This is a genomic window from Hungatella effluvii (genome assembly GCF_003201875.1).
GTDB classification, from domain to species: domain Bacteria; phylum Bacillota; class Clostridia; order Lachnospirales; family Lachnospiraceae; genus Hungatella; species Hungatella effluvii.
The window spans coordinates 144,464-157,887 of sequence record NZ_QJKD01000008.1 but is presented as its reverse complement, the minus strand read 5'-3'; the positions used below and the strand labels follow the sequence as shown (position 1 = coordinate 157,887).

The window sequence follows — 13,424 nt, the reverse complement described above, 5'->3', positions numbered from 1 at the left end:
GAATTTGAAGTTGGGAGGCAAATACAATGAGTAAAGAGTATATAATTCCGGTGTGTTCGGGAATGAAAATTGATGTTAAGCAAGGTCAAAGTATTACAGTGATTGATATTGAAGGCGGGCAAGTGGTGGATTTTTTTGCCGAAGTGAATGGAAATGCAAATGAATTTCTTTCAACCGGAGTGACGATTGATTGTAACGAATCTCTGAAATTAAATATTGGAGATATTATTTATACGAACCAATATCATCCCATGATAAAAGTGCTTATTGATGATGTTGGAGAACACGATTTGCTCCACCCGTGTTGTCGGACGGAAATGTATGACTTCTTCTACCACAACGGCGAAGAACACCCAAACTGCTTTGACAATATCAATAAGGCGCTTGAAGAACAACGTGCTATTATCACACCTGTCAACTTGTTCATGCATACAAAAATCAACACCAATGGCAGCATTTCAGTGGAAGAACCGGTTTCCAAAGCGGGTGACAAAATTGTATTAAAAGCATTAATGGATATTACAATGGGAATTGCCGCTTGTAGTGTTTCTGAAAGTAAGTGTAATAGTGGTAAATGTTCTCCTGTCAAAATTATTGTTGATTAAAACAATTCCAGTTTGAAAGGGATTAAACTAAGAGAGAAATTGGGGTGTTAGCGGCGAATTGCCAATATGACAAATGAACAGCGGGCAGAGCAAATTATAATAAAATACGGTTTTCAATTTAACTATATATCCAAATGGGAGATAATTGATTTATTACAGAAGGAAATAGTGAATTATCAGCCGGGCAGTTCTGAATATATTCGATTATTATGTGGTTATTTATATTGTCTTGGTGATATTTCTGATGTTACTCTGCTTGAAAAAGTTAAGTATAGCATCAATATGGAGGTTGGCTGTATGATTGACGGAGAGTGGATTGACAGCTTGAATAACGGTGGGGTTGAAACGCAGTTTACTGGTTCTCGTCAAGAGATTATAGACAGTTTTGTATTGTACTACCATAATTTCCGGTCCGAAGAAGATGAGGAGATTTAATATGTCCATGATTGGTCAATTTGGATTATGTCAAATAAAAACATATGAGAATTTTGAAGAAAAGTTTATCAAGAGGATTGTGGTGAGGCGGAAAGGGGGCAGTGTTTCTTTATTAAGCTGGAGAGCGTAGAAAGTGATAATCTGTTGATTTACCATCTGTATTAGTGTGTATCGGTACAGGAAAGAATAAAGTGTTTAACAAGTAAAATATGAGTAACATTGAGCGGTTGGTTGACACCAGCCGTTTTTTCATGCAAAAAAGTGAGGGAGGCTATTATGGACAGTGATTTCACAACCGGTAATCGAACCGTGGACCGGATGAGCCGAATCAACATCACAGGTAATATCATACCAGCAGCCTGGTACAAGACCATACGCAAATCAACTGGAAAGCCGTATTTAAACGCAATCGTAATCCTCTCTGATATTGTATACTGGTATCGGGCGGCGGAAATCAGGGACGAGGGGAGCGGACAGCTCATCGGTTTTCGGAAGCGCTTCCACTCGGACTTATTACAGAGAAGCTACCAGCAGCTGGCAGATCAGTTTGGGATTTCCAAGAGGGATGCCAATAATGCCGTTGTGGAGCTGGAAAAACTGGTGTTGATTAGACGGGTGTTCAGGACTCTTTGTATCAATGGGCAGCAGGTGCCCAATGTCCTGTTCCTTGATTTAGATGTGGAAGTTCTTCTTGCACTGACGTATCCGGCAGAGGAACTATGCGAGGAAACGACAGCAGAACAGAAGTCCGGGGGATATCCCACTCAAATAAGTGATACCCCTGGAGTATGTGCAGCGTATCACGGGAATAAGTTGGATATCCCCCTGAAATCAGGGGGAGGTGTCACTGGAATCAGTGGGAGGGTACCACCAGAATACGGGGGACCTCCAACTGAAACCGGTGGGACAAATACAGAGATTACTCCAGAAGATTACAACAGAGATTATCCCATCTTATCTTATCAGGAGGTGGAAGAACGGTTTAAGGAGCAGATTGAGTATGGAACACTAAAGCATGATGCCCCGGACGATGAACGTCTTGATGAAATAGTCCGGATTGCAGTCGATGTCCTGACATCAAAGACGGAGACTATCAGGGTCAACAAGGAAGATAGGAGCGTGGAACTGGTTAAGGCGCAATTTTATAAGCTGAATCTGTTTCACATCCAGTATGTGCTGAACTCTCTGGGCCAGAATGAGAGGAAGGCCCATAATATCCGGGCGGTAATCATCACAAGCCTGTACAATGCGGTCAATACTCTGGGCAATTATTATGGGAATCTGGTTCAGTATCACACCGCGAACAGTGAAGGGAAGGGTGGTGGACGGTCGGTCAATGTGGGATAAAATAAAACAGATGGACAGGAAAACAGTGAAGCGGATTCTGTTTGGCCTGTCTTTTTTCGTGCTTGCTTTTTATGTGGGAGGTCTGCTGACACAGGTTTTTAAAGATGCAGGTTCCATGCGGTTTCAACCGTTTATCTGCCTGTATTATGGCATGTTTACTGTGACAGGGTTAAAGAATACCGTGTTATCCCTGTTTCTTTTTCTGATAATCGGAGGGGTAGTCATTTACCGGGGAAATGCCGCAGAAGATCAGTTGGACGAGGAACGCAATTTTGAGTATTCCAGGAAGGGGACTTATGGAACTGCCGGCTACATGACAAAAGAGGAGCGGGCAAAGGTGTTGGCGGTTGATAAGGATTTAAAGAATGTGGACGGAATCCTTCTGGGACTGGATATCGACAATGAGCAGGTAATCAGCCTGCCGAAAAATTCCATGCTCAACCGGAATTTCGCTGTGTGCGGTTCTCAGGGAAGCATGAAATCCAGAGCTGTTTCCAGAAACATGATTCTGCAATGTGTAAAACGTGGGGAAAGCATGTTCGTGACAGATCCCAAATCAGAACTCTATGAGGATATGGTCGCCTACTTAAAAAACCATGATTATATCGTGAAGCAGTGGAATTTAATCAGCCTTGAAAATTCGGACGCCTGGGACTGCCTGGCTGAGATTGATGATGGCGGACTGATTGACATTTTTGTGGATGTGGTGATCCGGAATACGACGGACAAGTTTGACCATTTTTATGATAACACAGAGATGGACCTGCTAAAGGCGCTCTGCTTGTATGTTTACCGGGAGTATCACGATGGGGACCGGACGTTTCCGGAGGCTTATAAGCTGCTTTTAAACCAGAGTCTGGAGGCACTGGACGCAACCTTTGACGGCCTTCCGGAAAACCATCCGGCCAAGGGGTCGTATCGGCTGTTTTCCAAAGCGGAGAAGGTAAAGGGAAATGCAATTCTGGGTCTGGGAACCCGGCTGCAGATTATGCAGAATAAGCTGGTGCAGGAAATTACAAGCCATAAGGACATTGACTTAACGCTGCCGGGGCAGAAAAAATGTGCTTATTTTTGCATTACATCGGATCAAGATTCCACGTTTGATGTTCTGGCAACGCTGTTTGTCTCATTTTTGTGTATAAAGCTGGTACGTTTTGCCGACCGGCAGCCGGATCGGAAGCTGCCGGTTCCGGTTTTCTTTATTCTGGATGAATTTCCAAACATAGGAGTAGTGCCGGATTTCAAGAAAAAACTCGCTACAGCCAGAAGCAGACAGATCGGAATGTGTATCCTGTACCAAAACATACCCCAGCTCCAGAACCGGTATCCGGACGGGCAGTGGGAGGAGATTTTGGGTGGGTGTGATACTTCGTTATTTTTAGGCTGCAATGATATGACGACCGCAACCTATTTCAGCGGCCGTTCCGGAGAGGTTACGGTAGGGGTATCCTCTATCCGCAAAAGCTTCCAGACCATGAGAATGACAGATTATGTTCCGGATTATACGGAGTCTTCCTCTGTGGGAAAGCGGATGCTGCTGCTTCCTGACGAGGTGCTGCGGTTCCCGCTTGACCAGGCATTGCTAATCATCCGGGGCCAGAAAGTATTGCGGGTAAAAAAACTTGATTATACCAGACACCCGGAGGCAAAGTTTCTGGAACCGGAAAAGACAGATGTACATACTCCGGAATGGCGGAAAGAGGGAAAGGTGGCAGAGTCGGAGGATAAGTGTGTGAAGGATGTGGGGAAAGAGGATTCCCCTCCTGACGGCTTTGAACAGAAAGAGGAGACATTGACTATTCATACCCGTATGGGTTCAGGAAAACAGGCCAGGTCAGGTGCGGGTAGGAAGGCAGCAGAAGAGGAAGCTCCCAATCAGCAGGAACATGGGCGGATAGAGCGGGTAGAGGATTTGTTTCATTAACCAGTTAGAGAATCCATCAAATTTTGGAGAAGATTAAGGCGTTCCGGCACAGTGCGCCTTTTTCTTTTATTTATTCCATTTGCATATGCTCAGATTGCCGCGGAGTGGTGTAAAGAACATATCTGGATGCTTTACCAGATGACAGCAGGGCGGTACTGCTCTCCGCAATAAAGAAAAGAGGTGGTGCAGATTGAGGAGGATTGCTGTAATCTAAGAGTTTGCCAAGGTTCTGGCGTTTAAAAGAGGAGGTTGCCATGCAGGGACTAATGATATACGAAAATCCGGTAATTCGTCTGGGTTTTACAACAATTATGAAAACAGAGTTTGATGTAGATATTGACTATACAGATCGGAATGTGGTGTTGCGGGCTGCTAATGCATTGATTCCATATGAGAGTGTAGAGGCATTTTTATTGGATACAGGCTGGGACAGGGATAATCCAGAATGCAGCAGCGAGGAATACTTGGTAGGACACCGGATTTGCAGATGGATTGACGGGAAGTTTGTTTATTTTAGTAGATTGTTGTGGGAGGGAATTTCTTGAAAGTGTTTTCATACGCATACTACCCTTTCTACGAATGGAAATGAAAAAAGCAGCCGTGTTATAACGGTTGCTTCGTTCATTCAGTGATTAGTTTGTGTTTCCTGGTTTCCGCTCAATATCTGGGATAACTGGAAGCCGTCTTTCATACCCTGGAAATAGGCGATACGTCCATACTCTACAGCCAGATTGTTTTTTGAACTGTCAAACTGGTCAAGGTGGTGGCGCTGCTTCTTTGTCAGTCTCGTTTTTAACAGCTTTTCTAGTTTTATAACGGAGTCCCGCTCGGCCTCTTTATATTCCGGATCTTTCAAAACCTGTTGGTTTATTTCACCATCCAGCCGTTTCTCGTAAATGATAGTTATAATATTGTCTGTATCCATCTGTCGGCCCTCCCTCACATGGTAGAACATTCATCCTGCGTATCTTCCCCCTTGGAAAAGACTTCACACATGATACGCGCGCCCAATTTGAAGCCATCAATAAATACCTGGGACATTTCCAACGGCATAAGGAGCGCATGCTCGTCCATCAGAGCGTCAAATTCTTGTTCCTGCTGTTTGGTCAGCTTTTCTGTAAACACCAATTCCGCATTGCTTATTTTATTCCATTTCTCCTTGTATTCCTCTAGGTAGGGTTTGAATTGTTCTCCCGGTAAAATTTCTCCGTCATATAGTTGCTGTAAAATACTTTTCATTGCTGTTTTCCTGCCTCCTTTGTAATGATGATTTTATCCGGCTGGTAATCTACATTCAGTATGGTTCCGATTAGAAAGCCTGTTTCTTCCAGCCATTTACTGGTCAGCACAATTTTGGGTATCGGTATGCGTGCCCCAGTTCCATCATAAATTTTCAATTTCCGCTTTCCTAAAGGAATTAAATCCGGCATTCCCTAAATTCGATTTCAAATGTGTTTCCGCCTACCGTCTTAACGATGAACGTATTTTCACGTTCCATTGTTTCAATGTCTGCAATCAGTGAGCCGTCACTTTCATTGAGAAAGTCAAAAATCAGCTCCTTCAAATCGTCCAGTTCCATTTTCTCCCCTCCTAAAGAACACACGTTTCTATTACTTGTTATCTAATACTTCTTGCAAATTACATTCTTACTATAACAACTATACAATAATAATGCAAGTGCAAATATTTCAGATACAGAAGGAGAGGATAGAAATGGAAGAAGATTACGGCAGATTACAAATCCATTTAGCGGAATTGATGGAAAAAGCCGGCTACAACAAAAATAATCTTTCCCACAAAGCGGTTATGAATTGGAAGCAAATCGACAATTACTATAATAACACGATAACTCGGTTGGATACGTTTGTCCTATGCAAATTGTGTAAGGCATTGGATTGTGGAATTGAGGACTTGTTGGAGTACATTTCACCGGAAAAAGCAGAGTAGGCTTATGGCCTGGGCCATCATTGGAGGTAAAAAATGGATGAAGATTACGGAACGATTAAAATCCACTTAGAGGAACTTATGGCAAATGCCGGTTTCAACAAATATAAGCTGTCGCATAAGGCAGCAATGAACTGGAATCAGATTGACAACTATTGCACCAATACGATAACCCGGTTAGACACATTTGTATTGTGCAAATTGTGTAAAGCGCTGGACTGTAAAATTGGGGATTTATTGGAATACATTCCACCGGAAAATAAAAAATAAGTTATGGAAATACGCTATATTGGAAACAGGAAGATAAATTAACGATTCCTGTTTTGGGGCTGTGTAAAAAATGCGACCTTAATGCGACTACATTGCGTCGCCAGCCATATTGACATAGGATTCGGTCTATTTTATAATGATATCATGAAATTTATATACTTACACGTAAAAAGCAGCTTCTAAATATTTGGAGGCTGCTTTTTGCGTTCCTGTGTTTAGGACAGGGGGATATTTCCTTCTGTTTCTATAAATATAAAGAGGAAAGGAAGGTCTGAAGTGCCAAATCAAAAAGTGGAAGAGGTAAGAATATCGAAGGAAACAGCAAAAGAAATGCAGATGGCTGCCAACATGGGCATACTGACGGTTGATACCGATGGACAGCCAAGGCCCCCGCGTGAGCAGGAGGATGTAAACTGGCATGAGCTGACTAATGCGTTTCGCACCAGAAAGGTATTATCCGGTATGCTCGGTGGTATTGAAAAGCTGGAGGGCGGCTGGGTCGTGGCTGTCATTCAGTACAAGGGATACCGGATTATCATACCAATGGAAGAAATGATGATCAACCTGGAGGGGGATGGCAGGGAGAACGCGGATACCATAAACAGGCAGACGCGGCTGGCGAATAATATGCTGGGCGCGGAGCTTGATTTTATTGTCCGGGATATGGATCAGAAGACACGGAGCATTGTAGCGTCCAGAAAAGAAGCCATGTTAAGGAAACGGCAGCTTTTTTACTTTACAGAAGGCGCAGACGGGTATCCGATGGTGCGCCCCGGGAGAATTGTGGAGGCCAGAGTGATTGCCGTGGCGCCCAAAGCGGTCCGGCTGGAGATTTTCGGCGTGGAGTGTTCCCTGAAAGCGAGAGACATGGCCTGGGCGTGGATGGTTGATGCCAATGACAAATTCGCCAATGGGGATATTGTTTTGGTAAAGGTTTTAAAGATGGATGCAGAATCGCCGGAACGCATACAGATTGAAGTCAGTGCAAAGGAGGCGCAGGCAAATACCAATAAAGAAAATCTCATGCGGCTGCATAAGCAGGGCAAGTATGTTGGGAAAATTACGGATGTCTATAAGGGGACCTACTTTATCCATTTAAACAATGGGGTGAATGCGGTCGCCCATTCCTGCAACACTGCAAGCCTGCCAGGGCGCAAGGACGAAGTTGGATTCCTTGTTACCAGAATCAACGATGAGACAGAAGTGGCTGAGGGGATTATCACCAGAGTCATCAAGAGATGCATGTAAGAAATCACTGCCGGGAACCGGCGTCAGGAAGCAGGCAGAGAACGCCAGCTTTTTCTATATTAGAAATTGAAAGGTGCTGGAAGGCACCGGAATAGGAGTGAACAATATGCCAGAAATATTATCAGGAACAACCAAGTGGTTTGATGCAAAAAGGGGATTCGGATTTATCACAGATCAGGACGGGATTGACTATTATGTCCACTTTTCCGAGATTCAGATGGATGGATTTCGGAAGCTTAGGAGCGGACAGGAGGTAAGCTTTGAAGCGGGGGAAGATGAAGAACACCGCTGTGTTGCGAAGAACGTAGTTTTGAAAGAGTAGGCGAAGAGCGATGAAAAGACAAAATAACATCAGGGCGGCGGGAGTCATGGCCGCTCTTTTTCTTATGTGTACATTTCCTTCCTTTGGAAGCGAAACAGCGACTCCGTCCAATGCCGGCAGCCCTGTATCGGGCGGACATGTGCATGATTTGGTGATGGAGGAGACAGAACCCACATGCCTTATGAATGGGAGCCGGATTGTGACGTGCCGGTTATGTCAGGATTACAGGGAAGAAATCGTTCTTCCTATGCTGGGACACTGTGATGGGGACGGGGATTTTTTATGTGACCGATGCGGCGAGATCCTGGAGTTATTGCAAAAAGGAGAAAAACAGACCGTGAAAACAGAACTGCCAGGCGAGTGGGGAGAAATGATATTTACCTGTATTGATGAAGACTACAAGGGCGGTCAGCTTCTTTTGGCGGATAAGGTGATTCCTTACTCTATTTGCTCCGGCTTTGGTGCAGATATGGGGTATGATACCTCCGGAATCCGGAATTGGCTGAACCTACAGTTTGCCGATGGTTTATCTGTTTCAGATCATCTCCTTCCGCTCAGGCTGTCCGAGGGGAATGACAGTATCAGTGACCGGGTGTTCTGCCTCTCCCTGGCTGAAGTCAGAAGTGAACCGTATAAATCCTATACCTTACAGCCCTGGATGCCCGATACGGGAAGCCGGTTTTACTGGACAAGTACCATGTCTTCTGAAAATCATGCGTATCTGGTCCAGTATAACGGACACATTGCAGCAGAACAGACTACCACGATGGAGGCTGGAATCCGTCCGGCCTATGTGCTGAAAAAGCCAGGAGAAAATACCACACAAGACCGCCTCTGGTATACCGGAGACGTACAGGAACGGACCATTGCCGGAACCACCTATACATTCCGATGCATTGACCCGGATTATATGGACGCAGCTAAAAGGCGTGGGGCTTTGTTTTTGTGTGATGAGATAATCGGCGGTGACAGGGCTGTCTACGATATGGCAGACAGCAGTTGGAGCGGTTCCAGTCTGAGGCTGTGGCTGAACACCAGTCTGGAGAATAGGGAGAATATTATGGATACCGCCACAACTGTGTGCTATTCCTATACCGGAGCAACGTCAGGCTATGAAACGGCTCTGAACCGTTTTACCAAGGCAGCGGTGCGGTCGGTGGATTCTTCAGATAAACTGTTCTGCTTATCCCTGGAGGAGGCGGTACGGTATAGAGACTCTTTGTGGAAGCTTCACGGGGCCGATGGTAATAACTATGTAAATGCAGGAACCTATACGATGGGATACTGGCTCAGGACACCGGTAACCGGAGGAAAACGGGCTTATCAGGTGTCCTGGGACGGCCGTGTTTCGTCAGGAGAGGTAAGCAGTCAGAGTATTGGGTTCCGGCCGGCATTTGTTGCGTATCAATCAGAATAAAATATGGAGGAGAACATGGATAAGAGAATAAAGAAGGGGTCAGCCGTTTTGACTGCCTGGACGCTGATTGCAGTAATGGGGATTTCGTCTGCGGGGGCCGCGTTCCCATCCTATGCGTCGGTCATGGAACGCTCTGACCAGGAAATACATATCGCAAGCGGCTCAGAGGCGCGAAGGGATTCAGAAATCACAGAGGCAGAGCACAGGGAAAACGGAGAATTGGGAGAAGAACAGCCGGAGGATAAAAGAACGGCAACTCCATCGGAAGCGGTCCCTGTGGAGAAGGAGGCAGCAAAGTGGGAAGAACTTCGGGAAGCCACACCTTCCAATGCCCTGATGATGGCGGGAGACTTGTGGGGCGGCATAGAGATGTCGGATCATTTTGACGGAGAGGGAACGGAAGAATCCCCCTATCTGCTGCGGAATGATAAAGATTTGAAGCTGCTGGCCTATCAGGTGGCAAACGGGGAGGTGGATGGATATGAGGACTGCTATTTTGAGCTGACCAAGGATATCTCTTTAAATGACAGCGCCTCCTGGCTCCCAATCGGGTATTACCGGAGCCTGTCTGACGCAGAGCCATATCCGTTTAAAGGTAACTTGGATGGAAATGGTTACCGGGTGTACAACTTGAAAATCAGTGATACAAGCCAAAGTTATGCGGGCCTGTTTGGATATACATACGGAGCGTCTATCCGGAACCTGACAGTAGACGGACAGATAAATGCCGCAAATAAGGCTGCAATCATTGTGGGTGAAGCCAATGACACGGTTATCACAGAATGTTATTCTTCCGGGCAGGTACGGGCCGCGGGCGTCCTGGGCGGTATCGCAGGCGAGGCGTATGACAGCATGATTTCTGATTGTAAAAATACAGGAAGTATTCTGGGGGGAACGGATATTTCCGGCAGCCTGGAAGCATATGCGGGAGGAATCTGCGGCTCCGCACATTCCACCTTTATTGGCGACTGCGTAAATGACACCAATGACAGCTACAGCTCCCTTTACTCGGAAGGCAGTGTCGGTGGAATCTGTGGAAATATCTATGACAGCCAGGTATACAACTGCTATGTGGAAGGAAAAGTGGGAAGTACGTCCGCGGACTATATTGGCGGGCTTGTGGGCCGTATGCAGAGCGGAAGGGTAAAGAATGGGCGGTTCGCAGGAACCATCGGGGCTTCCACTTCCTCGGCACTCAAAACAGCAGGATTGTTTATCGGATATATTGAGGGTGGAAATGTGGAGCTGGGAGATCATCTGGAATACCTTTTTGCTAATTCAGAGGACAAATACGCCTTGAATCCATTTGGAAATAAGCTGACCCCGCAAATCCGGCTGGAACACCATATTGGAGCCTATTATTCCAACAACCGGGATTTCTCCCTCTATCAGATGGGCAGCTTTGTAAAGCAGACCAGCCGGTTCTTCTATGAGGAGCTGGAAGAAGGAGTTTTAACGGTTGGGGACAGCAATATCCATCACTTTGCTGCCAGTAAGACAGGAGATCCGGTAAGGGGCTATCTGGTGACGGTCCCTTCTGTTGACAATGGAATCCTGTCTGTTATGGAGTCCCAGAATAACTATGCAAAGGAAATCAACTGGGCAAATCCAGGAGCGATTGCGGCAGGAACTAAGGTCCTGGTCTACACAAGCCCGGTAAATGATACAGAGAGTGACCCGCCGGTGTATTATGAACTGGAGCCGGGGTCCTTAACCTGGGTATCCGATGACGGCGGGAAACATGAGGAAATCAACGCGGAGGCATCGGATGTTTTTTTCACTATGCCGGATGAGAACATCACGGTTTCGGCTAAATACCGGGCTATGACAAACGGAGTCATATTAAGTCAGGACAAGCTGGCCTTTGGTGTGGAACAGATTAGAAGCGGCTCGCGCTGGAATCCCCAGATTGCCTGGAAGATAACAGATCCGGTACAGGTGACAGCCACAGTCATCCCGGATTCCGCTGCCAATAAAAATGTGGTATGGAATGTAAAAGATACCGATGGCTCATCGACCGACGTGATTTCCGTGGATGATAAGGGAACGGTTACCGTAAACCGGGAGGCGAAATGGATTCAGGATTTGATTAAGGCCGGTGTAACGAACCAGGAATTATATCCGTCAAAACCGATTATGACAGAGGGAAAAAATTATGCCTCGGTTACTGTGACAACAGAAGCAGGGCAGAAGCGCGCAAGCTGTCTTGTGACAGTGGATTTTAAAATAACAGACGAAACCACGGTGCCGGTGTCCAATATTACGCTGAACCAGTCGGAAATCGGATTTGATGTTGTCCGGGTGCTGGAAGGAAACCGCCTCCAGCCGCAGGTGACTTACCGGGTTACACCATCGCAGAGGCTTTATGAGACCATCACGCCGGAGTATGCGGATAATAAAGCCGTAAATTGGAAAGCCGGCGATGATAACATGGTGACTGTGGACCGTGACGGGCTTGTGAGCGTGAATAACCAGGCCAGATGGATTGAAGACCTGGTAAATGTGGACACGGAAAACTTAAAACTGAACCCATATGCATCTTCCATAGCCGCAGGGAACCGCTCTACCTATGTAACGGCTGCAACTGTGGACGGCGGGAAGCAGGCGGTCTGTGCGGTAAACATTAATTTTTCTACAGAGGACCATACGGTTGTCCGTGTGGAAGGCGTGCAGTTGGATAAGAAAAATCTGACATTTTCCATAGAGAAAATCATGGAGGGGAACCGCTTAAACCCGTCTGTCCGGTATGTGGTGACGCCGCCGCAAAAGCTGAACGCAGTCATTGCGCCGGACCAGGCAGACAATAAAAAGATTGTCTGGGAGACGAATGACGGTTCCGTGCTGACTGCGGACCAGGGAGGAAGCGTGGAGGTAAATCAGGATTCCGCATGGATTCAGGCGCTGATTGCAACGGATGAGGCCAGACTGAAAGATAATAAATATGCGCTTTCCACTGCCGCCGGCGGCAAGAAGGGCTTCGTGACCGTGACAACAGAGGACGGGCAGCATAAGGATACGTGTGAGGCGGATATCACATTTACCACCACGGACCTTACGGTTGTACATCCGGAAAAAGTGCAGATGGATAAGGCGGAGCTGGTATTTGAGATGGAACTGGTAAAGGAGGGAAGGAGAAACAGTCCGACCCTGACCTGGAATATCACTCCCCCGCAGAAGATTAACGCATCGGTACTGCCGGAAGCCGCGGATAACAGAAATTATACGTGGAGTGTCAGCGACCCAAGCCTGCTAACTGTAAAAGACGGGCTGGTTACAGTGAACCATGAAGCCAAATGGATTCAGGATTTAAACGGTGCGTCAGGCAGTACAGAGGCGGCCGTTGTGGCGACAGCAGAGGACGGAGGAATTCAGGGAAGCTGTAAGGTGATTCTCCGATATAAAACAACAGACCAGACCTATTCCGGTTCCGGTTCTTCCGGAGGCGGAGGCGGCGGTGGCAGCAGTTCTTCCGGCTCCGGCAGACCAAAAGCAGTTACAGAGGCGGGGCCGGCGGGCGCCTGGCTTCAGGATAACACAGGCTGGTGGTTCCGGTATGCGGACGGCAGCTATCCGAAGAATGCCTGGGTGCAGCTTGGCTACAATGGCGGATTGGAATGGTACCATTTTGACGAGGCTGGTTATATGCAGACGGGCTGGTTTACCGATCAGGATGGAAACCGGTACTTCCTGCACAATGTCAGTGACGGAACCCAGGGCCACATGGTAACAGGCTGGTATACGATTGAGGGGAATTGGTTCTATTTCAATCCGGTATCGGACGGTACGCGCGGCTCTCTGTATGTGAACAGGAATACACTGGACGGATATACGGTGGGAGCGGATGGCATATGGCGGCCTTGATTCCTCCTGCTGTAATTTTTGTTGTATTGATAACTGGTTTAGGATATAATT

Annotated in this window: 15 protein-coding genes; 11 read left to right on the top strand and 4 right to left on the bottom strand. The window is 46.7% G+C overall.

Features of this window, described 5'->3' with window-relative positions; genetic code table 11:
* Positions 1-26 precede the first annotated feature (26 nt).
* The 5 genes from DFR60_RS16340 (at position 27) to DFR60_RS16320 (ending at position 4,856) form a co-directional block, all read left to right on the top strand.
* Positions 27-605, top strand: coding sequence for a DUF1989 domain-containing protein (locus DFR60_RS16340; protein ID WP_110323856.1), 579 nt, complete (start codon positions 27-29; stop codon positions 603-605).
* 66 nt (positions 606-671) lie between these two features.
* Positions 672-1,040 (top strand): hypothetical protein, encoded by a 369-nt coding sequence (locus tag DFR60_RS16335; protein ID WP_110323855.1) that lies wholly within the window; start codon positions 672-674, stop codon positions 1,038-1,040.
* 276 nt (positions 1,041-1,316) lie between these two features.
* Positions 1,317-2,387, top strand: coding sequence for a DUF6017 domain-containing protein (locus tag DFR60_RS16330; RefSeq protein WP_110323854.1), 1,071 nt, complete (start codon positions 1,317-1,319; stop codon positions 2,385-2,387).
* Positions 2,377-4,311 (top strand): VirD4-like conjugal transfer protein, CD1115 family, encoded by a 1,935-nt coding sequence (locus DFR60_RS16325; protein ID WP_110323853.1) that lies wholly within the window; start codon positions 2,377-2,379, stop codon positions 4,309-4,311. Before DFR60_RS16330 ends, DFR60_RS16325 begins: the two co-directional genes overlap by 11 nt.
* A gap of 254 nt (positions 4,312-4,565) precedes the next feature.
* Positions 4,566-4,856 (top strand): hypothetical protein, encoded by a 291-nt coding sequence (locus tag DFR60_RS16320; RefSeq protein WP_110323852.1) that lies wholly within the window; start codon positions 4,566-4,568, stop codon positions 4,854-4,856.
* Between the two features lie 80 nt (positions 4,857-4,936).
* Here the strand turns inward: DFR60_RS16320 and DFR60_RS16315 are convergent, their stop codons facing one another.
* Genes DFR60_RS16315 through DFR60_RS30455 form a run of 4 tightly spaced genes read right to left on the bottom strand, consistent with a single transcriptional unit; the run spans position 4,937 to position 5,890 of the window.
* Entirely contained in the window at positions 4,937-5,236 is a 300-nt protein-coding gene (locus DFR60_RS16315; RefSeq protein WP_110323851.1) for a hypothetical protein, read from the bottom strand.
* Positions 5,237-5,250: 14 nt separating this feature from the next.
* Positions 5,251-5,550: a DUF6809 family protein gene (locus tag DFR60_RS16310; RefSeq protein ID WP_110323850.1), complete on the bottom strand. Its 300-nt coding sequence runs from the start codon at positions 5,548-5,550 to the stop codon at positions 5,251-5,253.
* A complete protein-coding gene (locus DFR60_RS16305; RefSeq protein ID WP_167437621.1) occupies positions 5,547-5,708 on the bottom strand; it encodes a SymE family type I addiction module toxin in 162 nt (53 codons plus the stop codon). The genes DFR60_RS16310 and DFR60_RS16305 overlap by 4 nt, the downstream gene beginning before the upstream one ends.
* Positions 5,709-5,728: 20 nt before the next feature.
* A complete protein-coding gene (locus tag DFR60_RS30455) occupies positions 5,729-5,890 on the bottom strand; it encodes a hypothetical protein (protein WP_167437620.1) in 162 nt (53 codons plus the stop codon).
* A 134-nt stretch (positions 5,891-6,024) separates the two neighbouring features.
* Between DFR60_RS30455 and DFR60_RS16300 the strand changes: the two genes are divergently transcribed.
* The 6 genes from DFR60_RS16300 (at position 6,025) to DFR60_RS16275 (ending at position 13,373) form a co-directional block, all read left to right on the top strand.
* Positions 6,025-6,258: a helix-turn-helix domain-containing protein gene (locus tag DFR60_RS16300; RefSeq protein WP_110323848.1), complete on the top strand. Its 234-nt coding sequence runs from the start codon at positions 6,025-6,027 to the stop codon at positions 6,256-6,258.
* A gap of 33 nt (positions 6,259-6,291) precedes the next feature.
* On the top strand, positions 6,292-6,525 hold the full coding sequence (locus DFR60_RS16295) for a helix-turn-helix domain-containing protein (protein WP_110323847.1): 234 nt from the start codon (positions 6,292-6,294) through the stop codon (positions 6,523-6,525).
* 276 nt (positions 6,526-6,801) lie between these two features.
* Entirely contained in the window at positions 6,802-7,773 is a 972-nt protein-coding gene (locus tag DFR60_RS16290; RefSeq protein ID WP_341457963.1) for a S1 RNA-binding domain-containing protein, read from the top strand.
* Between the two features lie 106 nt (positions 7,774-7,879).
* Entirely contained in the window at positions 7,880-8,095 is a 216-nt protein-coding gene (locus DFR60_RS16285) for a cold-shock protein (protein WP_110323846.1), read from the top strand.
* Between the two features lie 10 nt (positions 8,096-8,105).
* Complete coding sequence (locus tag DFR60_RS16280) at positions 8,106-9,512, top strand: DUF6273 domain-containing protein (protein ID WP_243005096.1); 1,407 nt, start codon at positions 8,106-8,108, stop codon at positions 9,510-9,512.
* A gap of 15 nt (positions 9,513-9,527) precedes the next feature.
* Complete coding sequence (locus tag DFR60_RS16275) at positions 9,528-13,373, top strand: Ig-like domain-containing protein (protein ID WP_110323845.1); 3,846 nt, start codon at positions 9,528-9,530, stop codon at positions 13,371-13,373.
* Positions 13,374-13,424: the final 51 nt, after the last annotated feature.